General features: G+C 43.1%; 17 protein-coding genes and 1 pseudogene. 15 read left to right on the plus strand and 3 right to left on the minus strand.

Going from position 1 to position 24,153, the window contains the following annotated elements; all coding sequences use genetic code 11:
* Positions 1 to 117: 117 nt before the first annotated feature.
* The 14 genes from AC58U0_RS11065 to AC58U0_RS11130 all read left to right on the plus strand — a co-directional run bounded on the left by AC58U0_RS11065 (position 118) and on the right by AC58U0_RS11130 (position 18,665).
* Positions 118 to 3,984: a galactose-binding domain-containing protein gene (locus AC58U0_RS11065; protein WP_497379051.1), complete on the plus strand. Its 3,867-nt coding sequence runs from the start codon at positions 118 to 120 to the stop codon at positions 3,982 to 3,984.
* Positions 3,985 to 4,001: 17 nt separating this feature from the next.
* Positions 4,002 to 5,288, plus strand: coding sequence for an ABC transporter substrate-binding protein (locus tag AC58U0_RS11070; RefSeq protein ID WP_497379052.1), 1,287 nt, complete (start codon positions 4,002 to 4,004; stop codon positions 5,286 to 5,288).
* A 13-nt stretch (positions 5,289 to 5,301) separates the two neighbouring features.
* Positions 5,302 to 7,110 carry a sensor histidine kinase gene (locus tag AC58U0_RS11075; RefSeq protein ID WP_497379053.1) on the plus strand — a complete coding sequence of 603 codons (1,809 nt, stop codon included), beginning with the start codon at positions 5,302 to 5,304 and terminating at the stop codon, positions 7,108 to 7,110.
* Complete coding sequence (locus AC58U0_RS11080) at positions 7,107 to 7,553, plus strand: response regulator (RefSeq protein WP_497379054.1); 447 nt, start codon at positions 7,107 to 7,109, stop codon at positions 7,551 to 7,553. The genes AC58U0_RS11075 and AC58U0_RS11080 overlap by 4 nt, the downstream gene beginning before the upstream one ends.
* A gap of 5 nt (positions 7,554 to 7,558) precedes the next feature.
* Positions 7,559 to 8,455, plus strand: a complete 897-nt coding sequence (locus AC58U0_RS11085; protein WP_497379055.1) for a GGDEF domain-containing protein — start codon at positions 7,559 to 7,561, stop codon at positions 8,453 to 8,455.
* A gap of 450 nt (positions 8,456 to 8,905) precedes the next feature.
* Entirely contained in the window at positions 8,906 to 10,870 is a 1,965-nt protein-coding gene (locus tag AC58U0_RS11090; RefSeq protein WP_497379056.1) for an ABC transporter substrate-binding protein, read from the plus strand.
* 88 nt (positions 10,871 to 10,958) lie between these two features.
* Entirely contained in the window at positions 10,959 to 11,957 is a 999-nt protein-coding gene (locus tag AC58U0_RS11095) for an ABC transporter permease (protein WP_497379057.1), read from the plus strand.
* A gap of 3 nt (positions 11,958 to 11,960) precedes the next feature.
* Positions 11,961 to 13,106 carry an ABC transporter permease gene (locus AC58U0_RS11100; RefSeq protein WP_497379058.1) on the plus strand — a complete coding sequence of 382 codons (1,146 nt, stop codon included), beginning with the start codon at positions 11,961 to 11,963 and terminating at the stop codon, positions 13,104 to 13,106.
* A 29-nt stretch (positions 13,107 to 13,135) separates the two neighbouring features.
* On the plus strand, positions 13,136 to 14,179 hold the full coding sequence (locus AC58U0_RS11105; protein WP_497379059.1) for an ABC transporter ATP-binding protein: 1,044 nt from the start codon (positions 13,136 to 13,138) through the stop codon (positions 14,177 to 14,179).
* Between the two features lie 2 nt (positions 14,180 to 14,181).
* Positions 14,182 to 15,201, plus strand: coding sequence for an ABC transporter ATP-binding protein (locus AC58U0_RS11110; protein ID WP_497379060.1), 1,020 nt, complete (start codon positions 14,182 to 14,184; stop codon positions 15,199 to 15,201).
* A complete protein-coding gene (locus AC58U0_RS11115) occupies positions 15,191 to 15,760 on the plus strand; it encodes an HAD family hydrolase (RefSeq protein ID WP_497379061.1) in 570 nt (189 codons plus the stop codon). Before AC58U0_RS11110 ends, AC58U0_RS11115 begins: the two co-directional genes overlap by 11 nt.
* Before the next feature lie 33 nt (positions 15,761 to 15,793).
* Positions 15,794 to 16,822, plus strand: coding sequence for a LacI family DNA-binding transcriptional regulator (locus AC58U0_RS11120; protein ID WP_497379062.1), 1,029 nt, complete (start codon positions 15,794 to 15,796; stop codon positions 16,820 to 16,822).
* Between the two features lie 32 nt (positions 16,823 to 16,854).
* Positions 16,855 to 17,913, plus strand: a complete 1,059-nt coding sequence (locus tag AC58U0_RS11125) for a Gfo/Idh/MocA family protein (protein ID WP_497379063.1) — start codon at positions 16,855 to 16,857, stop codon at positions 17,911 to 17,913.
* Between the two features lie 32 nt (positions 17,914 to 17,945).
* On the plus strand, positions 17,946 to 18,665 hold the full coding sequence (locus AC58U0_RS11130) for a ThuA domain-containing protein (RefSeq protein ID WP_497379064.1): 720 nt from the start codon (positions 17,946 to 17,948) through the stop codon (positions 18,663 to 18,665).
* 439 nt (positions 18,666 to 19,104) lie between these two features.
* Here the strand turns inward: AC58U0_RS11130 and AC58U0_RS11135 are convergent.
* Positions 19,105 to 19,753, minus strand: a pseudogene (locus tag AC58U0_RS11135) (transcriptional regulator).
* 481 nt (positions 19,754 to 20,234) lie between these two features.
* Here AC58U0_RS11135 and AC58U0_RS11140 point away from each other — a divergent pair.
* The gene (locus tag AC58U0_RS11140; RefSeq protein WP_497379065.1) at positions 20,235 to 21,440 is read left to right on the plus strand and encodes an ATP-binding protein; all 1,206 of its coding nucleotides are present in this window, start codon (positions 20,235 to 20,237) and stop codon (positions 21,438 to 21,440) included.
* A 189-nt stretch (positions 21,441 to 21,629) separates the two neighbouring features.
* On the opposite strand, the gene AC58U0_RS11145 is transcribed toward AC58U0_RS11140, so the two are convergent.
* The gene (locus AC58U0_RS11145) at positions 21,630 to 22,640 is read right to left on the minus strand and encodes a BadF/BadG/BcrA/BcrD ATPase family protein (protein ID WP_497379066.1); all 1,011 of its coding nucleotides are present in this window, start codon (positions 22,638 to 22,640) and stop codon (positions 21,630 to 21,632) included.
* A 2-nt stretch (positions 22,641 to 22,642) separates the two neighbouring features.
* Positions 22,643 to 23,938 (minus strand): 6-phospho-beta-glucosidase, encoded by a 1,296-nt coding sequence (locus tag AC58U0_RS11150; RefSeq protein WP_497379067.1) that lies wholly within the window; start codon positions 23,936 to 23,938, stop codon positions 22,643 to 22,645.
* Positions 23,939 to 24,153 lie beyond the last annotated feature (215 nt).

The raw sequence follows: 24,153 nt of genomic DNA on the forward strand, positions 1-24,153 counted from the left end.
AATCTGAAGTTTGTAGAATAAATGCAAAATTTGTAGATTTATATTATTCACTCTCTTTGTTTGTGGTAAAATATTCTTAGGTAATTAGACCTAGATTGATCGGAGGGAAATGATATCGTGTTTGTTCAGAAAAATAGAGTTAGTTTTGTTCTTATGAGTTTCTTTTTGGTTTTGAGTTTGTTTCCATGGATGCTGCCTCAAATCGCGCATGCTTCAGATGGAACGCCATTTTCGACGATCAATGTACCTGGTACGTTTGAGGCGGAGGATTTTAACTCAGGTGCGATGAATGATGCTTATTTTGCACATCCGTCCGCGCAAATTACTCGCGATACCACGTATCGGGATGTGCTGAATGTCGATCTTTTTAAAGAAGTGATTAATTCAGTAACAAACTGCTACGTAGTGAGTTCTAATGATCAGGTCGGCGGGTCGTCAACTGCGGGATATGTAAGCGAATATCTGAAATATACGGTGAATGTCAGCAGTGCGAATGCGGGCTGGCATGATATCAAATTCCGTGCCAAAATGGGTAGTTCCACAACGAAATCGACGATAACTGCTCTTATAGACGGCATTCAGCTTGGCGCTACGCCTACGATAACAGGCACAACGTTCCAAGACTATACTGTACCGATGCCCGTTAATTTGAGCACAGGGACACATGTGCTGACCATTGAATTTGGCGGTCCGGATCCTGCGACGTACTTAGACAGCATTACGTTTACGAAGCGAGGGACTGCACCGACATATCCAACTCCAGCTATTAAAACCGGCTTGCTGACCTCAGACGAGGTGGTAGTTGCCAATGTGACCGTAAGCGCAGACACAACGGGGACGAATGATGCGACTGCAATAATCCAGGCTGCTCTTGATCAGGCACGCGAAATGGGTGGCGGTGTCGTATTTCTACCTGCGGGAACGTATCGATTGAACGGGGGCTTGACGATTCCAACCAATGTAACGCTGCGCGGGGATTGGAAAAGTCCGCTTGACGGTACACCGGCAGCGGGTACGATATTGGCTGCTTACAGTACGACGGCTTCCGCGATTTCTTTGAACGCGCCGAATACGACTATACGCAATCTCAGTATTTGGTATCCGAATCAAGGCAGCTACGCGGGCGGTGTGTTTACGCCTACTACTTACCCGTACACGATTGATTCAAATTCTTTTGCGGCGAATGTGACGAATGTGACGTTCTACAATTCATTTAAAGGCATCAATTTTTCATCCGCTAGCGGCACAAATATAAGTAATGTTTACGGTACTTTTTTGTTTCAAGGCATTACGATGGATGGCAATTATGAATATTCTTATGTGACGAATGTGTTTATGGATACAGGAATATGGAAAAATGCGCCTTCGGCGATCACCAATAAACCGGACAGCACGCAAACCGGTTACATTAAAAATTACACAAACTCTTTTTTATATGGAATGAAACTGTGGAAAAATGACGGGCTAACGATGTACGATATTAGCGTCAACGATGCGAAAATGGGGATTTTGATGGAGCAGGGTCCGGCCACCTCCAATGGTTCCTATGGAGCGATGTCGAAAATAAACGCTTCCGTTCAGCAGGATTATTTGCGTCCGGAGGTCGGCGAATTTCTCAATCTTGATCAGGTATGGCAAGCACGCGGACAGCATTATACATTTGCTCCTGCGAAGAAGCCCTCAAGCGATACGAATTTATATAATGTAAAAAATACGCCATATAATGCGGCAGGGAACGGGATCACTGACGACCGCACCGCGATTCAAACCGCGTTAACCGATGCAGGCAACGCCGGAGGCGGAACTGTTTTCCTACCTCCAGGCTCTTATAAAATTTCTACAACACTGAACGTTCCAAGCGGCGTTGAACTGCGAGGCAGCTACGATTATTTGCATGCGCATGAAAATCTAGATACAACAGTATTGCTTGCCTATGATGGCAAGGATACGGCTTCACCGGATACGGCAACGGCTTTCATTACGTTGAATGCGAACGCGGGTGTTCGCGGTTTAACTATTTTTCATCCTGAGCAAGGCTTTGTGAATGGCAGCGACGCGTCAGTTCCCTCCGATTTAAGAACGTTGTATCCGATTCACACGTATCCGTATGCAGTTCGCAGTGCAGGCTCAGGCACCTGGATGAAATATGTCGAGCTTGAAAATAGCTACAACGGCGCTGATTTTTCTACGTATGCATCGAATGATTTTGTCGTTTCTGGCAATTGGATCAATGCGGCCAAAAAAGCAGTTTACGTAGGCGGCGGAACGCAGCGCGGCTGGGTGGAGCAGACGGCGGTCACCTTCGGAACACATTTTCAATCCAAACATAACAATAGTCCTCATACATATGGCTTTACGCATGCCGTAAACTATACGCTGGCTAACACGGATGCCCTGACTGTGGGCAATGGTAATGATCTGAAAACATTCGCTGTAGATTCCTTCGGCGTGAAATCAGGGATTCGTACGATCAAAGAAGGCGCGGGTACCGGACCGCAAAATGCAACATTCTATTTGCCTTCCGTTGATACCTCTTCCGGTCCAAACGTATCCGTTGAAGGCGGCGGAACGATCCAGATGGTTGGACTGCAGGCGGGAAGCAGCACATCGCAAAACTTTGCGCGTACGACTTCATCTTTCAGCGGTACCTTACACATCTATGATTCTTTACTTTGGGGGAATATTGTCAAAAGTGTCAGTATAGGCGGAGGCAGCGTGAATGTCTACGACAAGGATCTGAGCACGTATTCTCTTCCTATTTCGCAGAATAAAACGGCAACCAGCAACAGCTCTTCGGGTGGGGATACAGCTAATCACGCCGTTGACGGCATGGGTACATCCAAATGGGTCTCGACTGCGGCAGCACCCAATTGGTTGCAAATCGATTTGGGGGCTTCCTATGATATTAGTCGCTGGGTTGTCAAACACGCAGGTTATAACGGCGAATCGACCACTTTTAATACAAAAGATTATAAGTTGCAAATCAGCAGTGATGGCATGAATTTTAACGACGTTGATGCTGTAACGGGGAATACAGCTAATCTCACGGATCGGGATGTATCCGCGAACGGCAGATATGTCCGTCTCTATGTAACGGCTGGTCAGCAAGATGGAGCCAGCATAACACGAATTGTTGATTTCGAAGTTTGTGGTTTGACGAATATTGCTCTGAATCGAACAGCTACGGCAAACGCTTATAATTTGTCAAGTGAAGCGCCGCAGTTTGCTGGCGATGGTTCAACAGCTACCAAATGGACATCTGTCGCGGCATCACCCAACTGGCTGAAAATTGATTTAGGTAAGTCTTATCATTTGAAGCGTTGGGTCGTTAAACATGCGGGAGCGGGCGGAGAATCAGCGATTTATAATACACGTGATTTTAAGCTGCAGGTAAGTAGTGACGGAACTAATTTCACAGATATCGACACGGTGACAGGGAATTCGACAAATTTAACGGATCGCAGCATCAATACGAACGCCAGATATGTTAGACTGTATATAACGCAAGGAACACAAATCGGTTATGACGGATATGCAAGAATTGATGAATTTGAAGTATATGGTACCGCAAGCGGAAATGCAACACTAAACAAGACAGCCTCTGCAAATGCCTATAATTTGTCGAGTGAAGCGCCGCAATATGCGGTTGACGGCTCGACAGGTACGAAATGGGCATCCATCGCGGCATCCCCGAATTGGTTAAAGATTGATCTGGGCTATGTGACTAACATTAGCCGTTGGGTCGTGAAGCACGCCGCTGTAAATGGAGAATCAACCAATTTCAATACGAAGGATTACAAGTTGCAGGTGAGTAATGACGGCACTACCTTCACAGATGCCGATACCGTGACAGGGAATACAGCAAACTCTACGGATCGCAACGTGAATGCAACAGGAAGATACGTCAGACTGTACATTACACAGGGGACGCAGTCAGGATTTGACGGATACGCCAGAATCTATGAGATCGAAGTTTATAACTAATTAGGAGGAATGAACGGATGCGTAAATGGATCATTGGTCTGACGGCATTGTCCTTTATCATTACTACGACAGGGTGCAGTAATACCGCGAAGCAACCAGTTCCTTCGAATGGACAAGCTCAGAACCAGGAAGATCGAACCGATGAGGCGTTTACGCTGCGCGTCTCCTATTGGGCTCAAGATAAGAACGGATACTTTGAAGCGGTTGAAAAGAAGTTTAAAGCGAAATATCCGAACGGTTCTATTAAATGGGATAAATTGGATGAGAAAACTTTTGCCGAAGTGACGGATAACCAGTTGAAATTAGGCCAAGCCGCCGATATCTTATTCAATCAGAAGATCAAAGATTACGCCAAAGCAGGTTATCTGCTGGATTTATCGGATCAGCCTTGGACCCAGCGAATGATTGAATCTGCGAAGCAAACGGTTGCCTACAAAGGGAAAACCTATGGAGCGGCGCTTGATGTGAGCACCTTTGGCGTGTATTACAATAAAACTATTTTTGATCGTATGCAATTGCAAACGCCCAAAACGTGGGACGAATTTATTACGTTGAGCGCCAAGATCAAGCAGGCTGGGATATCGCCGATCATAGGCGGATTTAAAGATGTTTGGACGATTCAGGGCGTATACTTGCCTATTGCCGCAACGTCAGAGTTTCTCCAAAACCCTAATTTTGAATTGGATTTATATGCGGGAAAAGTGAAAATTGACGGTCCTGAGGTCAACAACGCGATGCAGAAATTTACCGATCTCGCACACAAAGGTTTTTTTAATCCGGATGCTTCACAAATAGGCTATGAGGAATCGACGCAGCAATTTATTGACGGAAAAGGCGCTATGCAGTTGATGGGCAGTTGGACGCCTGGGGTTGTAGATAGCAAGACGGCTGATTTCAAAATGGGTTTTTTCGCCCTTCCAGATCAGAATGGAAAAACGGTAATGGCAGCAGCACCTGACAAGCAGGTGTCGATTAATGCGAAGACCTTATACCCAGTAAAAGCTAAATATTTAATGTCCCTTCTGCTGGATAAAGACATGTTGGCGATTTATAGCAAGAACGTTGCCTTATCTGCTTTTAAAGATGTGATTGCTGAGTATTCCAATCCGGCGATGAAAGATGTGCAGAAAGCACTGCAGCTTTATCCAACATCGATCAACCCGGGACATTTGTTTACCAATTCAGCGAATGACGTCATAAATGCAGCGTTAAATCATATTTTATCGGGGAAAGTGCTTCAAAATGAATTGAAAGAAGCCGATGTGAATTATATAAAGGATAAGGCGACCCTTATTCTGGATTGATGGTGAAGGACCCATGAACCTCATAATGCGATTGCTTCGGCTTCACAGCTTAAAAGCACGATTGCGTTTTTTTGGAATTTCCTTAGTGCTAATGGTTGGACTGCTTACCATTTCATCTTATTCTTTTTTAGAGTATCGTCAAACAGAAAGCAATCAGATCAATTCGATGCGAAAAGACAGTGCGATTCAGCAAACAGCTATAGATAGTTGGGTAGCTGCAAGAGCTTCTGAAATCCGCAATCTAGCTAATTCGCAATCGGCTAGAGAACTAGACATCGACAGCATCCAAAAAGATCTTAAATTTTTTGCGTCACATCAACAGGAGTTTGAAGCGGTCTCTTTTGCTAATAAAGAAGGTATTGTGGAATTTAGCACAATGAACCAAATAAGTGTCTATTTTTTCGAGCGTACCTATTTTAGAGAAGCTTCCAAAGGCCGTGAGTATATATCTGATGTACTGATGGGCAATGTTACCAATCAACCGACTATTTTATTTTCTGCTCCTGTTATGAATAATAGCAAGCAATTTATGGGTGTTATCTATGGAACGGTTTCGTTAAAGACGATTGATAAGCTCATGGAGCAATTTCGTTATGGAGACAGTGGCGAATCGTATTTGATTGATCGTAACGGTTATCTAATCACTGACTCGCGGTTCGAGGGGAATTGGAAACGGCTGGAATTTCAACTGAACAGCGATATTCTCGAACGATCGAAACAAGGGATAGAAGCAACCTCGACCTATGAGAGTTACCGCGGCAAGCAAGTTTTCGGGACTTACCAGTTGGTGAATAACGGAAAATGGATCGCTGTTAACGAAATTGAGCGGGATGAAGTGTATCGTACCTTTAATAGGCAATTAATTGTTATGATTCTTATTATTTGTATCGTGCTTACCATAGGGTTTATCGTGATGTTGCGAATATCGTACCACATTGAACGTCCCGTTCAACATTTATTGAAAGGGGTTCAGAGACTGAAGCAAGGCGATTATCATTATAAAATCGATTACAGCAGTATGAAGTCAGCTCCCGTCGAGCTGTTGCAGCTATGTGAAGCATTTAACCAAATGTCGCAAAATATTCAAGACAATGAACTTGAGCTTAAGCGGCAAAAGGAAATCTTGGCGGGTTCTAATGCGGAATTAGAGCAATTTGCTTATGTAGCTTCGCATGATTTACAGGAGCCTTTACGGATGGTAGCCAGTTATGTGCAGCTACTTGCAAAGCGATACCAAGGTCAATTAGATCAGGACGCGGATGATTTTATTCATTACGCCGTTGATGGTGCGCAGCGCATGCAGAATTTGATCAACGATTTATTGGCTTTTTCCAGGGTAGGTACGAAGGGGAAGGAGCCTAAGTTTGTTGATTTTGAAGAGGTGCTGCAGCATGTATTTACGAATCTACAACATGCGATTCAAGAATGTGATGCGTTGGTCACGTATGATCCTTTGCCTACATTGCTGGCTGATCCTACACAAATGGTGCAATTATTGCAAAATTTAGTTGGTAATGCCATAAAGTTTCGCGATGCCAACCGCGCACCCATCATTCACATTGGAATTAAACAGCAAGGGAATGAGTGGTTATTTTCCGTTCGTGATAATGGAATTGGTTTTGATCCGAAGTATAGGGACCGAATTTTCCTCATTTTTCAAAGACTCCATAATAAAACAAAATACCAGGGGACTGGCATAGGGTTGTCCATTTGCAAAAAAATTGTAGAACGACATGGCGGGAAAATATGGGTTGATTCAGAAGCGGGTCATTCGACAACCTTTTACTTCACGTTGCCAGACAGAGGAGAACAACTTACATGATCGATAATAAGCTTAGTCAGAATGTAGAAATTCTTTTAGTAGAAGATAATCCCGGAGATATTCGGTTAATTGTCGAAGTGCTGAAGGAAGGAAAAATTAACAATAATTTGAGCGTGGTTGAAGATGGTGAGGAGGCTTTGGCTTACCTCAGGCGCGAAGGCAGCTACCAGGAAGCGATTGTGCCGGACATTATCTTATTAGATCTAAATCTTCCCAAAATCAATGGCACTGAAGTTCTAGCAGAGATCAAAAAAGATGCGCTGCTGAAGTATATTCCAGTCATTATTTTAACGACTTCCGAAGCAGAGCAAGACATTTTAAGAGCTTATGATCTGCATGCGAATTGTTATATCACCAAGCCTGTCAACTTAGAGCAGTTTTTAACAGTCGTAAGATCGATTGAAAATTTTTGGCTTACACTTGTTAAGCTGCCTAGGAGGTAGAACTATTGATCAAGGTTTTATTAATTGAAGATAATCCGGGAGATGCTCGATTGATTCGAGAAGTTTTATCGGATACAGATAATCAGAGTATTGCGTTGAAATGGGTCGATCAGTTGGAAACGGGCATTGAACTGATTACCAAGGATGAATTTAACGTTGTTTTACTTGATCTTTCACTTCCGGACAGTCATGGCATGGAAACAATCATCAGCTTTCGGGAGCAAGCGCCTGCAATCCCAATCGTTGTGCTGACCGGGCTTGATGATGAGGAGGTTGCCATAAATGCCGTTCAGCATGGGGCTCAGGATTATTTGATCAAGGGACAAGTCAACAGTTCGGTGATTATGCGCTCGATGCGTTATGCCATTGAACGTCATCGTCTTCAGGACGAGCTTTATAACTTATCGATTATTGATGAGTTGACAAGTCTTTACAATCGTCGAGGTTTTTTTAACCAGGCGCAGCAAATTATGAATGCGAATGCTCAGGAAGGCAATGGCTTTTATTTGATTGTTGCCGATCTGGACGGTATGAAACAAATCAACGATTCTTATGGTCATCATATGGGGGACTTGGCCTTATTGGATACAGCGAATATATTGAAAGAAGTTTTCTGCGATTCTGATATTATTGCCCGAATGGGTGGAGATGAGTTCACCGTTATTTTACCGGATACGCATGGACATTCACCCAGCTTAGATGCATTCGAACAGGAAATGATCTTGAAAATCCAGCAAAGGTTACATAGCTTTAATTTGAGCGCTGGCCGAATCTATCATCTTTCGATTAGTCTCGGATTATTTCATTATAATCCTGCTATGCCCGTAACCTTAGGCGAATTAATCATCCAAGCGGATCATCGCATGTATACCCATAAAAAAGGTAAAGTCAAAGTCCAATAAATAAGAAGGATTGATTAGAAAGGCTCTGAGGGATTAGTACCCTCAGGGCTCTTTTTTTCGTCAGAATTCTGAGAAGTCAATTTTCGGCTTCTCAGACTCTGTCGGCTCGCAGAGCTCTCGCTGTAAGCGCGTTTTTCGCGTTTACTTGTTTTAGCTTCGGGAAGTGGCATCCCTGTTGTTTACTCCCCTAATTTCTTCCAAAAAAAGTGTTGCAATAGACTTAAATCCGATGTACGATATTACAAAAGATAAAGCGCTTACAATTCTGCTGTTCCTGTATTAAACCGGTTTAACTCCATATATACTTAACTTGATTTACGACCTACATACTGCTCATTCATTTGTATTAAACCGGTTTAATGCGTGATCGACCTAGGAGGTGAAGGGAAACAATTTTCAGAGCCTGATGAAGAAGATTGAAGTACCAGTATAATCATGGAGGGGATAGGTTTGAACAAGAACAAGTTGTTTTTTGTAGGGATGATGTTGATTTTTGCTGTTGTATTTGCAGCATGTGAGAGTGAAAGTGATCCAAAGCCAAGTTCAGCCGTTCAGGCAACGAAGGCGCCTGTAGCATCAGCTCCCGTGAAGGCAGACGGCTACAAAGAAGCCCCAATGTTAACGAAGCTAGTCGGTGCAGGTTCACTGAAGCCTGTGACTGAGCGTATGCCGGTTAAGGAAGATATCATGGTGGAAAAAGTAACCGAAGAGATTGGTAAATACGGCGGCGACTGGAAAATGCCTTGGACCGGGCCTAATGATCGCTGGGCAGTCGGTCAACCGTCAGAGGAGGCGCTTTTCCGTTTTAACAAGGATGGAAGCGCTGTTGAACCTAATGTGGCCAAAGGTTTTGATGTGAATAAAGATTCAACCGAATTCACCATTTATTTAAGGAAGGGCATGAAGTGGTCAGACGGCATGCCATTCACAGCCGATGATGTCCTGTTCTACTGGGAGCACATGCTAACGAAAGAAACTTTCGGCAAAAAAATATATGACGCTTATTACTCCGTCGATCCTGTGACAGGGGAAAAAGCTTTAGCTAAAATTACGAAAATTGATGATTACAGCTTTAAGGTTGTACATAAGTATCCAAGTGTGCTGTTCTTGGAGCGCGTTGCCATTGACAACAAATGGTTCTTTGCACCGGCACATTTCCAAAAAACGATTCTGCCTGAATTTGTAGGCCAAGATAAAGCACTTGAAATCGCAAAAAAATGGGGCTTTGAAGATGTCAAATCGTTCTTGGTAGCAACGGGCTATTACTATTGGGTAAACCCACAAATTCCGACTTTAAGAGCTTGGGTCGCTAAAAACGATCCGAATAGTGATCAATTTATTATGGAACGAAACCCCTATTATTGGAAAGTAGATAGCGAAGGCAACCAACTACCCTATATGGACCGCATTGTCGCTACCAAAGTACAAGACCCTGCTCAAAGAGTTCTTGGTACACTAGCGGGAGATTATAATCTTCTTACCTTTGATTTTAAAGATTTCACCGTACTGAAAGAAAATGAGAAGAAAGCAGGGTTCCGGGTGATGCCTTGGACAACGCCAACATGGTCAAGTGCCGGCATTCAACTCAATCAGACCACGCCAGACCCTAACCTGCGCAAGCTGTTTCAGGATATTCGCTTTAGAGAAGCGCTGTCCGTTGCAGTTGATCGTAAAGAAATTTCCGAGATCGTTACGAATGGTTTAGGTGCTCCTATTCAAGCATCAGTTCCGGAGGGCTTAGTTGGTTTCCAGAAAGGCTGGTCGGACCAGTGGAGCAAATTCGATGTGAATCGTGCCAATCAATTATTGGATGAGTTAGGTTTGACGAAACGGGATAAAAATAATTTCCGTTTGAATGCAGACGGCTCGGATTTAACGATAACGGTTATTGAGGGCAGCACCAACACGGCAACTTTTCTAGAATTAGTTAAAAAGTATTATCAAGCAGTAGGGATTAAGATGGACGTTAAGGTTGTGGATGCAGGAACTCAGCAGGAGCTCAAGTACTCGAATAAAATCCCAGCGACTACTGAAAATATTTCGTTAGTCAATGTAGCCTTCCGGCCTGATACGCTTGTTCCTTTGAGAGTGCTGACTCCTTGGTTCGGACATTACGGATTGTTTACTTCTTCCAATGGCAAAGAAGGCGTCAAGCCAGAAGGTGATGTAGCCTTAATTCTGGACTACTGGAACAAAGTAAAATCATCTACAAGTAAAGAGGAAATCAATAAATGGGGAAATGAGATCATTAAGCTTCATCAAAAGAATCAATGGATTATTGGTTATGCCGGTCCAACGCCAACGCTGGTCGTCGCCTCTAATAAAATGGGCAACGTACCGAAAGATTTGGTTTTCTCAGATGAATTCCGCAGCTTAGGGCATGGCCATCCATCGCAATTTTTTATCAAACCATAAGTTAAACCTGTAACCAATAGGGGGAACTTAACTTCCCCCTTATTGGTCTTAAGCAGCATCTTCGAATGAAGCGGAGGATTGGATAGAGATGCTCCAATATATTTTAAGAAGAATCATATTGGTAATACCCGTCGTTATTTTTATTTCAATGATCGTCTTCTACATTATTCAACTGCCGCCCGGTGACTATGTATCGACTTATGCGGCTAAGATGTCTGTGGCAGGCGATGTGATGACGCAACAAGATATGGATGAAATGAGAGCAAGCTTAAGATTGGATCAACCATGGTTTATGCAATACCTAGCGTGGATGAAAAATATTGTTTTTAATTTCGACTTCGGGTATTCGTTCAGCTATAACAGGCCGGTTATGGACGTCATAGCGCAGTATATGGGGTTAACGATCATCGTCTCTTTGGTAACGATGGCCTTTACCTATGCGGTGGCGATCCCAATCGGTATTTACTGTGCGGTAAGACAATATTCGATAGGTGATTATATTTTTTCAGCAATTGGCTTTCTTGGCATGGCTACCCCGCATTTCTTGATGGCTATTATTTTAATGTATCTCTCTTATGTATATTTTGGTGATCCCTTGCTAGGGCTATTTTCGAGTGAGTTCGTCAATGCAGGGTGGTCGATGGACAAGGTTCTTGATTTGCTGAAGCATATGATTATCCCTGTTCTTGTCATAGGCTTGGCGAATACGGCAGAGCTGATTCGAGTCATGAGAGGTCAAATGCTGGACGAATTGAATAAGCCGAATGTGGTGACAGCTAGATCAAAAGGCTTATCGGAAACGAAAATATTGCTTAAATATCCAACGCGCGCAGCTATGAATCCAATCGTTAGTACCATTGGATGGTCACTAACCTCCATTTTCACAGGTTCAACGATTACGGCAATCGTATTGAATTTGCCCATTCAAGGCCCCGTTATGTATAACGCATTATTAGCTCAGGATATGTATTTGGCAGGTACCTGGTTATTGTTTATGGCTGTGTTAACGGTTATAGGGACATTGATTTCGGACATTTTATTGGCATGGCTCGATCCAAAAATTCGCACAGAGTTCAGAGGTACGTAACCTATGAAAACCATTCCGATAGCAGGGAAACAGAAAATAAACGCGATCAAGCCGAAGAAAAACAGCGATGTCTTTTACAGCTCACAGTGGCGCCTTATGTATCACAGATTAAAGAAGCATAAATTAGCCCGTATCAGCTTAGTGATTCTAGCCTTGTTCTACATAGCCGCCATCTTTGCTCAGTTTATAGCGCCTTACGGGCTGGAGAGCTACGACAGTAAATATGTGAATGCGCCTCCAGCTAAAGTAAGCTTCAAAGATAGTGAGGGTAAGTTTCAATTTAGACCGTTTGTATATGACCTAAAGTCAGCCAGAGACCCGGTTACACTTCGTAAAGTGTTTGTTCCAGATGAGAAAGTTCGCCATTCAATCCGCTTTTTTGTCAAAGGTGAAAGCTATAAATTTCTTGGCTTGATTTCAACGGATAGACATCTATTTGGCGTAGATCAACCTGGTCGTGTATTTATTTTCGGTACGGACGGGATGGGCAGAGACTTATTATCGCGAATTGTGATGGGAAGTCAGATTTCGTTAAGTATCCCTCTCATTGGCGTAACGATCAGCTTTGTCTTAGGTTTGTTTATCGGCGGTGTATCCGGATATTTCGGAGGATGGATCGACTCAGTCATTCAGCGGTTCATTGAAATTATTCGTTCATTTCCGACGCTGCCGCTATGGATGGCACTATCGGCTGCTATACCACCGCGTGTGCCCGTGGTAACGATGTATATCTATATCGTCATTATCTTCGCCTTTATTGGTTGGACGGAGCTAGCTAGGGTAGCAAGAGGAAAGTTTATTTCGTTGAAAAATGAAGAATATGTGCTAGCGGCCAAAATAGCCGGCGTTAGCGATGCTAAAATCATTATTAAACATCTATTGCCTGGTTTTATTAGCTACTTGGTAGTGGCAACAACTTTAGCCATACCTGGTATGATTCTCGGCGAGACGGCCATGAGTTTTCTTGGACTCGGTATACGCTCTCCTGCTACCAGCTGGGGTGTTCTGCTTCAGGAAGCTCAACAGATCGAGAATGTCGCTTTGTATCCTTGGAAACTAATTCCCTTAGGATTCGTCATCGTTACCGTATTAACCTTTAACTTTCTAGGCGACGGATTGCGCGATGCTGCCGATCCATACAAGAAATAATCCATATTAGCGTAAGGCGAGGAGATATTATGACATCTCAAGCTTCCGTTTCACAATCCGAACAACCCCTGCTATCCGTGCAAGATCTCAAAATTCGCATTCAAATGGATAATGGGGAAATGAAAGCGGTAGATGGCGTTGATTTTGAGATCAAAAAAGGGAAAACATTAGGCCTAGTTGGCGAATCCGGCTGCGGGAAAAGTCTGACAAGCAGGGCGATTCTCAGCATTAACCCGAAAGAATGTGAAACCTCAGGGAAGATTGTTTATCACTCCACCTCTGAGAAGGCGCTAAACGATTTGGATTTGTTATCCCTAGATTCGCGAGGCAAACAAATTCGATCCATTCGCGGTCGCAAAATTGCCATGATATTTCAAGAACCCATGACGGCATTTTCACCGATGTATACGATCGGGAATCAGATCATGGAATCCATTTTAATCCACCGCACCAAAAATAAAAAAGAAGCCAAGAAGATAGCGCTAGAAATGCTTAGTAAAGTTGGGATTTCCGATCAAGAGAAGCGGTTTGACCAATTTCCGCATGAGTTTTCCGGCGGCATGCGCCAGCGCGCGATGATCTCAATGGCCTTGTCCTGCAATCCGGAATTGTTAATTGCCGATGAGCCTACGACTGCGCTGGATGTAACCATTCAAGCACAAGTGCTAGAGCTTATGAAGGGACTACAACAGGAATTTGGCATGGCCATTTTGCTAGTGACGCATGATCTTGGGATCATAGCAGAAATGTGCGACGAAGTGGCCGTCATGTATCTAGGGAAAATTGTTGAGCAATCGACAGTAGAAGAAATTTTCAATAATCCTAAACACCCGTATACGAAGGGTCTGCTCAAATCAATGCCAAGATTAGGCGGAAATAGACATACACGTTTAGAATCGATCGAAGGAACAGTTCCGATGGCATTCAATATGCCTCCAATGTGCGGATTTTACGAACGGTGTAAGGATCGGATTGATGGTGTATGCAATAAACAAGTTGTGCCGAAAACTCGAATATCCGATAGCCATATGGTTAGATGTTTTCTTTATAAGGATGAGGGCGAAGGAGAATAAGGATGTCTAAACCTATACTGAAAGTAAATAATCTAAATAAGGATTTTCAAGTAAAATCCAAGAATAGACTGTTTAGCAAGCCTTCATCTATTCGTGTTTTGAACAACGTCTCTTTTGAGCTGTTGGAGGGGGAGACCCTAAGCATTGTCGGCGAATCAGGCTGTGGCAAAACGACATTAGGCCGCTGTATTGTCAGAGGGATGGATGCCACATCAGGGCAAGTCATTTATCAACCAGAAGGCGATGAGCAAGTTGATTTCTTAGGGCTGCGAGGCAAGGAATTCAAAAAGTATAGAAAAGATATTCAGATGATTTTTCAGGATCCCTATTCATCACTGAGTCCAAGAATGAGCGTGTACGACATTATAGCTGAGCCGCTGCTTGCCAACTTTAAGCTGACGAAATCACAATTGGATGACAAAGTTACCCAAATCGCAGAGAAGACCGGGTTAAATGTCAGCTATCTCAAACGATATCCTCATGCCTTTTCCGGAGGGCAAAGACAGCGTATCGCCATTGCAAGATCACTTATTTCTCAACCGAGACTAATCGTATGTGATGAAGCTGTATCGGCGCTGGATGTTTCTATTAAAGCCCAAATTATTAACTTGTTGAAGGACCTGCAAGAGCAGCTGCAGATTACTTATATTTTCATTTCACATGATTTATCCATCGTTCAAAATATATCTGACAGAGTAGCGGTTATGCACCTAGGGAAAATTGTAGAACTGGCGCCGGTGGATTCGTTATTTGATCATCCCAAGCATCCCTATACAGAGGCGCTATTGTCGGCTGTACCTGAGCCAGACCCGAATTATAAGAAAGATCGAATTATTCTCGAAGGAGAAGTTCCTAATCCAGCTAATCCTCCAAGCGGATGTCACTTTCATCCAAGGTGTACGTATAAGACCGATAAATGTATACAGGAAGAACCAGAGCTGCAGGCCGTCAGCGAAAATCATTATGCTGCATGCCACTATGCGAATCAATTAAACTTAAGAGGTGTAATCCATGAGTCATAAGACAACGAATGATACGACAACGATTGATCCTAGTGCTAAGAAGCTTATTGTTTTTCTGGACTGCGGAGATACCATCATTGATGAAGGAACCGAAATCAGAGATGATAACGATATTGTTATTAGGGCGAATGTGATTCCAGGGGCCGATATTATGGTGAAGACGCTTGCCGAACGTGGATATATACTGGCCATCGTAGCCGACGGTAGGGCGCAATCGTTCAAAAATATTTTAACGCAAAATGGATTGTATGATTATTTTACCACGATGATTTATTCAGAGACCATTAAAGCTTCTAAACCAAGTACCCGTATGTTTAAAGCTGCGATTGGAGCACTGGATCTCAGCGAGCAGGATTGCTCCCGTATTGTCATGGTTGGCAACAACCTGAGCCGCGATGTTAAAGGAGCCAATGCAATGGGGATTACTAGTATCTTCCTTAGCTGGACGCCTAGGTATCCTAAATTGCACGCAGACGAAAGTGAAATACCTGACTATACGATCAACCATCCGCTGGAATTAATCGATTTAGTAGAAAAGCTCAATGAAGAATTAGGATAAATGGATGGTTTCTGAAGGGATGTTTGATCATATATGGCTAAAATTGATGAAGTTGCAAAATTAGCGAAAGTCTCAAAAGGGACAGTGTCGAATGTTTTTAGCCAAAAAAGACCCACAAGCGACGAAGTGAAAGAAAGAGTAATGACGGTCTCCAGACAATTAAATTATGTGCCTAATCATATTGCGCGAAGCTTGGCTACGAAGAAAACCATGGCGATCGGGTTGACCATCCCGCATGGCAGCTTCTTTTTTAGCGCATTTCATACGCAGTTCATCAATGGCGTAATTTTGGAAGCTTCCTTTTATGGATACAGAGTTCTGTTGGATATGATTCCTGTACAAAAGGTGAAAACACCATTCCTGTCGAGTTATCCGATTGATGGTGCTGTTGTGATGAGCCCAACGACCGATGACGACCGTATCAACCTCATGCATGGTGAACAAATTCCCTTTGTTACTGTCGGTAGAGTCATGAATACGAATATTCATAAACCTTACAGCGTGGATAACGACAATCACAAGATTATTGACAGCATATGCAAGTATTTGATCGACAAGGGTCATAAAGACATTATGTTTTTAAATGCAAATGAGCTTATGACCGTGTCCATCGATAGAAAAGCAGGCTTTATCAAGGCGATGAAAGATCATCAACTTGACGTAGAAGAACACATGATTCATCATAAGCCAGCCCTACATGCAAGTGAATACATGGACTATGGCTATGCCGAGACGATAAATGTCCTTGGTACACAGAAGAAGAAGGTAACCGCGATTATTGCAGATGATGACCGCACGGCATTCAGTGTCCTTAATGCACTCAAGGATTTGAATCTCAGGGTACCAGAAGATGTATCTTTGTTTGTCATATGCGGAGATCTCTCTATGATGGTTCAATCGAATCCGTCTTTGACTAGCATGGATTTACAGCCTTCGGAATTAGGTGCTCAATCTGTCCGATTGTTAATGAACCAACTAGGCGTTCTGCAAGGAGATTTCTCGGAAAATATGATTATAGAAAGCAAAATTATTGAAAGAAATTCTTGTCTGACAATTGGATAAGTAGTTGAAGAGAATATCGGGAGGGCAACAGGATGAACAAAGAAATGTGGAATGTAGGCATCATTGGCCTTGGAGGAATTGGCGATTATCATATGAACCATCTTTCGAGAATCGCGAACACGAGAGTTGCAGCCATTTGTGATGTGAATACGAAGGCCGTTCAAGAGGTCGGTGATCGATTAAACTTATCAGCTGAGAAGCGCTATAGCGATTATAAAGCGATTATTGCGGATACCGATATTGACTTTATCATCTCCGGTGTCTCGAATAAATTCCATTATGACATCCTAAAATATGCGATCGAATGCGGTAAACCGATATTTTCCGAAAAGCCTTTCACACGAACGATGGAAGAGGCGGATGAATTATTAGGCTTGTATGAAAAAAATCCGATACCCTGCATGATTGGGTTTTCCTACCGCTACAGGCCTTGCTTTCAATACGTGAAACAACTTGTAGTACAAGGGAGTTTAGGGCGTATTCGGCATATTGCCGCTCACTACTTACAAGAGGAAAACGCGCCTATGTTTAACAAGGAGTACACCTGGCGATTTAACAAAGAGATGGCAGGATCAGGTATTTTAGCGGACATAGGCTCTCATATGGTGGATGCGGCACGCTTTTTTGTAGGAGAATTTACGCAAGTTACCGGCATGATGAGCACGTTTATCGATCACCGAACGGATCCGCGAACGCAACAGCTCGTTGAAATAGACGTGGATGATTTTACCGGATTCCAGGGCGTGCTTGAAGGCGGGGTCATGGGCACGTTTTATACCCATAAAAATGCCATTGGAACGAAAAATCAATTTCAGGTTACGTTGTTTGGCGATCTTGGCACCGTCAGGATTTCAGTCGAACAACCGAATGAAGTTCATTTGACGGTTAGAGAAGGCGATAAGCTAGAGCTAATAGAAAAAGTCATTCACTTAGACGAGGCATCGATGAAGCCCATGCTGCAGGATTTTGTGGATTATTTGGAACAGGCTAACTCGCCATTACTCCCTACAATCATAGACGGATACCGTAATCAACAAGTGCTGCAAGCGATCATAGATTCAGCTAAAGACGGAGTAACGAGAACCATATAACTGCATTCATTGTAAAAAAAGGAGCGAGTTGTATGATTAAAGTAACGATATGGAATGAATTTCTGCAAGAGCAAAGAAAAGAAGAGGTAGCCCGGATCTATCCCAAAGGGATGCATGGAGCCATTGCTGATGGTATCAAGCAGGACGGCTTTGAGATTAGCGTTGCAACCTTTAATGAACCTGAGCATGGACTTACCCAAGTTAGGCTGGATGCTACCGATGTTCTCATTTATTGGGGTCACGTCGATCACAAGGGCTTTCAGGATGATGTCGTCGATCGTATTTGTGACCGTGTACATAAGGGGATGGGACTGGTTGTCCTGCATTCAGGCCACCATTCCAAGATGTTCCGCAAGCTAATGGGGACATCCTGCGACTTGCTTTGGAGAGAAGCGGATGAGAAAGAGCGGCTTTGGGTTGTTGATCCATCGCATCCAATCGTTGAGGGCATTGGGCCCTTTATCGATTTGGCGGAAGAGGAGATGTACGGAGAGCATTTTGATATTCCCGTACCCGATGAATTAATCTTCGTCAGCTGGTTTGAGGGGGGCGAGGTGTTCCGCAGCGGCTGCACCTACCGTCGCGGTCAAGGCCGAATTTTCTATTTCCGTCCAGGGCACGAAACTTATCCAACCTATCACAATAAGGATGTTCAGCGCGTGATCGCCAATGCTGTAAAATGGACAGCCCCGGTTATAAGAGAAAAAACGTTCTATGGACATCATTCTCCACTGGAGGAAATTAAGAAGTAATGGATAACGACACCTTTGAGGTGTCGTTTTTTTGTCGATAGATAGGAATTTATATGTTTTAGGGTAAGCGAAGCTTACTCCATATTTATTGTGAAACACCATAAGGGGCTTAGATTTGGGTTCACTCAACCCTCAAAGTAATCGGGATACATTCCGGAGGGATGCTTCACTTTGTAGGGTTGAGCAAGGCGTCGTTGACATCTACCGTGACCTTCGTTTGTCAGAAAAGTGATAGCTGCAGGTTGAAGGAAAGTTCCCTGCTGGTTGCCCCTTAACGGACCTAATCGCCGTTATTATCGGTTATTTGAGCTTTCCTCTTATCTAACGGACTCTATAATCGTTATTAGATAAAAAATAATCAATTTTCTGTCTGTTTCAATGAATAGCAGCAGCGCAGTCCGTTAGAATTTTTACGTGCTCCATTTTATCCAAACAACGTCTACTGAGTCCGTAAGCAATACATGCGGTACCTCATTTTTCCGCTAGTTACAAATAAGATTTCCATTTCAACCCAATTGTGCAGAATCCGCCGGGCATGACGGTCGGTAATTCGCAGATGGCCAGCCAACACTATGGGTGTGAATGGACGAAGCAGGCGCCGAGCAAATCGTACTGTTTCCGCTTCGAGAAAATTTAATTCGGGCTGCACATTTGTTGAGATGAATTTTCCGATGAAGGAAAGTACCAACTGCTGGCATCTTTGAGGTTCATCTTGAATGGAAAGATAAGCAATGGGTAAAAATATCCAGCCATCAAGCGCCAATAAACAATGCCGCCAACATAAATCTTTAAATCGTTTTACATCAAGGTCCCTGGCGTGAGAACCGTAGCCCTGAATTTCAATTCCACCCTTCACGCCTCCAGGTAAATATGCAAGATCCACATAACGGTATCCATTGTTAAAATCACGCACCTCCCATTCGGGATAAAGGTGATCGAAATTGTTGACCGTTGGGAACCAAACGGATCGCAAAAATTCCATGGTGCCATGACCTAAGCCCTTTTCAAGCAACTCACGCTTTCTGTGATTTGTCTCATGCACAATTCGATTGTAACCATTCCTCATATTTTAGGTCAAATCTTGACATGTATTCTCTCTCCTTTATTCACAGGTAAAAGCAAAAAGCCGCCTCGATACAAAGTATCGAAGCGGCGTGTGCTTCACGACCGAATTGCTTTTAGTGTAGCGTTAAATAAGAAGCTTGACAATAGGTGAAGCTGATAATTCTGGTAGTTTTGCTGATATAAGATCACCAAGTCGATTGGGCAGTGAAACCAGTCACTGCGGGAGAGCGCTCCGCTGGCAGCGATGAGGTAAGGGGTTCAGCCCGCACGCAGGGAGCGAAGCGAGTGAGCACGGTGCGCAATTAGGGCTGACCCTATCTCTCTTCGATATCCAGTCCGTCCCAGGTGGAGAAGATCGCGCGGCTCATGCCTTGCAGGAGGAGCTTTTGTCGAAAAAGATATGCATCAGGCAAGCATGAATCGACATACGGAATGAAAGATTTGGAATATGATAGATTTGTAGATAGTGGTGTGATTCATTAATCATTGAAGGGGTTGATCATTTTGGGCAAAAGCAAAATAGAAATATCCTCAAAAGGTATCGAAAAAACTCTTCGTAAGTTTGATTATTTGCAAGCAATCTCTGAATATATTTGGAATGGATTCGATGCGCAAGCTACCGTAGTGGATGTTAAGCTGCATAAGAATGTTCTAGGCGGCATCGATCAAATTGTCATTGCTGATAATGGTTATGGCATAGATAGAAGAGATTTGGATCGGAAGTTTACGCCATTTTTTGAATCAGAGAAGCAAGTTGATCCTGAAAAGCGAGTCAGAACGACATCAGCCATGCATGGAAAGAATGGAATCGGTCGATTAACCTTCCATCACTTTGCTTCCGATGCAACATGGAAAACGACATATTTGGATGGCCTTCTAAAAAATACGTATACCATTCGTATTCATTCGAAAAATTTGGATACCTATGAAGTTACGAATAACATCCTAACAGATGAAGATTCAGGGACGATGGTAACTTTTCATAATATCATGAAAGACTTTGTATATGAGGATTTGTTGGCTTTTTTATGTAAGGAATTTGGGTGGTTCCTGGAACTTCATGCTGAGAAGCATTTCGATGTTAGAATAGATGGCGTATCCTTAGACTACTCGTGTGTGATAGCCGAAAGAGAATGTTTTGTAATTGTTCATGAGCCTACACAAACGGAGTTTGGAATCAAATATGTTCGGTGGAATGATCGAATCAATCATGAATATTCCAAGCTTTACTTTATCGATTCAAATTTAGAGGAAAAACATAAGCAACCGACAACTTTTAATAATAAAGGTGATTCCTTCTATCATAGTGTTTATATTCGAAGCAAAGGCTTTGATCATTTTGATTTTGATAGTGAAGACAATGGTGGACAACTGGAATTATCTTTTGGAGCAAGCAGAAGAAGCGAGGCATTTCAATTTTTACTTGAAGAAATCAACACGTTTATTAAGCAAAAAAGAAAGCCCTACTTGGGATTATTAGCAGATCATGTTATTGAAGACTTTGCGGAATCGAAGGCATTTCCTACTTTTAAAGACGAACCTGAGGACAATACCAGAAAAGAAGAACTGGAATCTGTGATCAGGGAAATGTGTCTACTAGAACCAAGAGTGTTTGCAAGATTAAACCCTGAACAGAAAAAATTGGTGGCTCACCTTATTCATTTAGCGATGGGTTCAAATGATCGACAACGTTTGTTGGAGGCTTTATGAGGTACATGGGCTAGTGAACATTATTATGGAGCTTACCGTTCTACGGATCTGATGACCTGTCACAATATTACGGAACAAGTGCATGTGCCCAAGGGTGCAAGGCATGGCGCGGTTTTAAAGCTGAAAAAGGCAAAAAAATGAGATGGCAAGATTCTTGCCTTCTCATTTTTTGTTTGCTGTCCAAATAGCTCATCGACGCTCGTGTCGTTCTACGGCCTCAATCACTTTCAGACGAGTATCTAAATTCACTGGATGACCATACGCAAGTTCCAGCGCCCATAGGACCGCGCCTGTTGCAGGCGGGACTTGTAGAAGGATGTAATTGCAGCTGTGATTGGTCAAGCTTGCAATATGATTTTTGAAGTTTTGGAGCAGCAGAGGACTTTCTGCTTTGACCCAAACTGATCCTGCAAGAATGATATCGACCTCATGGTCAAAATCCAGATTGTGCATGCAGCCAACCGTGGAGTAGGCCAGTTGCCTGGCCGTATTATCTAGAATATTCAGAGCTACGGAATCCCCGTTATCTGCCGCGGAGAACAGGATTTGCACCAGCTTGGTGGTAGGACTTGTTCGCTTTTGTATGCCGTTCAAGGTGTATTCAATGAACAGTTCTTTATTGGGTATTTGCAGCAGCTTCATGACAGATTCAGTCATCATGGTTTCTGGCCCCATACGGTAGAAAAAGTCATAGACAGCCCGAAGTACTTTTCTGGCTAGAAAGAAACCCCCAGCTTCATCACCAGACAGCTCACTGCCAACACCGCCGACTTGAAGGCGCTTTCCACTTGGAGAAATACCGCCCGTAGAGGAGCCCGAGCCATTAATGGAGCAAATGCCGAAGCCCTTTTCACTGCCAGCTTTAATACCAAGGAATGAGTCGTTGTCCATGGCATAGTGAGTAAAGCCGATACGCTCAATGACTTTGCATAAATTTTCTTTCTGGGATGGAATATCCGCGCCAGCTAATCCGAAAGCACCGGCTGCTATATGATCCATCGTTATCTGATTGCGCGTCAGCAAATGCTGAATATTTTCATTCATGATTCGGTATGAGCTCAGGTATGCGTCGGGGAACTGCTCGTGACTGCATGTACCTGTGTGAATATAGTCTACAAAGTTCCCTAGGATATCAAATAGAAAGTAGTCCGTTTTACTATTTCCGCCGTCGACACCGATAATGTAGTTTTTCACTATCATGACTACTTCTCTTTAGAGAAAAACTGCGGGAGATAGGCCTTGTGGGCTTCTTTCAACTCATTGAAGCAGTTATGCGCGGCATCATAGTCACCAACCAATGGATTCATCAATAGCGCGCGCATGGCGGCATCTTCGCTGCCATTCACTGCAGCAGCTACGGTTTCACGTTCGTAGGCTTTGACCATACGCATATAATCAATGATATGTTGATTATTGAAATCCGTAACTTTGATCGGTGTGGCGCCATTTTTACCAATAACGGCACAAACTTCAACCGCATCGGAGTCTTCCATGAAATCTAATGCCCCGTTGTTAAGTAGGTTGACTACATGTACTTCTTGTTTATCGTTATAGATTGCATCGACTAAACTGATGGCCACTTCTGAGTAGTTGGCCCCTCCACGCGTGGAAAGCAGCTCCGGCTTTGAATGCAGTTCGGAATCCAAGTAGATGTTGAGCAGCTCCTCTTCGATCTGCATACATTTCTCGCCTCGAGTTAATTCACTTTCTTTCAATAATGTTAGCTTCTTCTCTTTGAAGTAATAATATTCCAAATAAGAAGAAGGTATGGCTCCCACCATCTGAACGACCTCTTTACGGAATCCGCTTGAAGGAATATTCTTCATCGCTTCACTGTTAAGCCCCATATCAAGTGCCGTTTTCACATAATCCTTACCATCTTGCTCAATCGTTGTAATCCAGCTTAAATGGTTAAGTCCCACATAGGTAAAGCTAGCATGGTCTAAATGCAACGTTTCACGAATGCTCTTGAACATGTTGAAAGGAACATTGCACAGACCTAGCATCTTCACGTTGGAATGGTTGAGCAGAGCTTCTGTAATAATTCCGGCTGGATTGGAGAAATTGATAAGCCAAGCATCCGGACACAGCTCTTTCATACGATTGGCAATATGAAGCATAACAGGAATGGTGCGCATGGCTTTAAAAAATCCACCGATTCCGCAGGTTTCTTGCCCGATTAAATCGTATTTGAGAGGAATGGTCTCATCGAGTACGCGGGCAGGCAGCTTACCCACACGAATTTGTGATAACACAAAATCCGCATCCTGCAGCGCTTCATCCAAGTTTTCGGTTAAGATGACTCGACAAGGAATGTTCGCTGCCTGTATCATGCGCTCACAGAGTTTGCCTACAATGTCTAGCTTTCTTGCATCAATATCCATGAGTACTAGTTCATCTATAGGTAATACGTCTTTTCGCTTAATCATTCCTTCAATCAATTCTGGGGTGTAGGTGCTTCCTGATCCAATAATCGCTATTTTCAATTTTTTATTCATCCATGTATTCACCCTTCCTATTAGCTCAATCTCGCTGCTATTATAGCATCGCTTTCCGAAACGCTGCAATATAAACTGGAATTTAATTTTACTCTGATTGAATTATTTTGAAAATAAATTTCTTAACTTAATATTCAAAATTGTGTACTATTTTAGATATTAATCTTGTTTTTTTGAGCAATTATTCGTATGATGAGATTAAAATTTTAGCTCAG

It is taken from the genome of Paenibacillus sp. J31P190 (genome assembly GCF_059692075.1).

Bases quoted from the DNA above. Each gene is read 5' to 3' on its own strand.
- AC58U0_RS11070 (WP_497379052.1), top strand. From the start codon at position 4,002: ATGCGTAAATGGATCATTGGTCTGACGGCATTGTCCTTTATCATTACT.
- AC58U0_RS11075 (WP_497379053.1), top strand. From the start codon at position 5,302: ATGAACCTCATAATGCGATTGCTTCGGCTTCACAGCTTAAAAGCACGA.
- AC58U0_RS11080 (WP_497379054.1), top strand. From the start codon at position 7,107: ATGATCGATAATAAGCTTAGTCAGAATGTAGAAATTCTTTTAGTAGAA.
- AC58U0_RS11095 (WP_497379057.1), top strand. From the start codon at position 10,959: ATGCTCCAATATATTTTAAGAAGAATCATATTGGTAATACCCGTCGTT.
- AC58U0_RS11100 (WP_497379058.1), top strand. From the start codon at position 11,961: ATGAAAACCATTCCGATAGCAGGGAAACAGAAAATAAACGCGATCAAG.
- AC58U0_RS11105 (WP_497379059.1), top strand. From the start codon at position 13,136: ATGACATCTCAAGCTTCCGTTTCACAATCCGAACAACCCCTGCTATCC.
- AC58U0_RS11110 (WP_497379060.1), top strand. From the start codon at position 14,182: ATGTCTAAACCTATACTGAAAGTAAATAATCTAAATAAGGATTTTCAA.
- AC58U0_RS11115 (WP_497379061.1), top strand. From the start codon at position 15,191: ATGAGTCATAAGACAACGAATGATACGACAACGATTGATCCTAGTGCT.
- AC58U0_RS11120 (WP_497379062.1), top strand. From the start codon at position 15,794: ATGGCTAAAATTGATGAAGTTGCAAAATTAGCGAAAGTCTCAAAAGGG.
- AC58U0_RS11125 (WP_497379063.1), top strand. From the start codon at position 16,855: ATGAACAAAGAAATGTGGAATGTAGGCATCATTGGCCTTGGAGGAATT.
- AC58U0_RS11130 (WP_497379064.1), top strand. From the start codon at position 17,946: ATGATTAAAGTAACGATATGGAATGAATTTCTGCAAGAGCAAAGAAAA.
- AC58U0_RS11145 (WP_497379066.1), bottom strand. From the start codon at position 22,640: ATGATAGTGAAAAACTACATTATCGGTGTCGACGGCGGAAATAGTAAA.
- AC58U0_RS11150 (WP_497379067.1), bottom strand. From the start codon at position 23,938: ATGAATAAAAAATTGAAAATAGCGATTATTGGATCAGGAAGCACCTAC.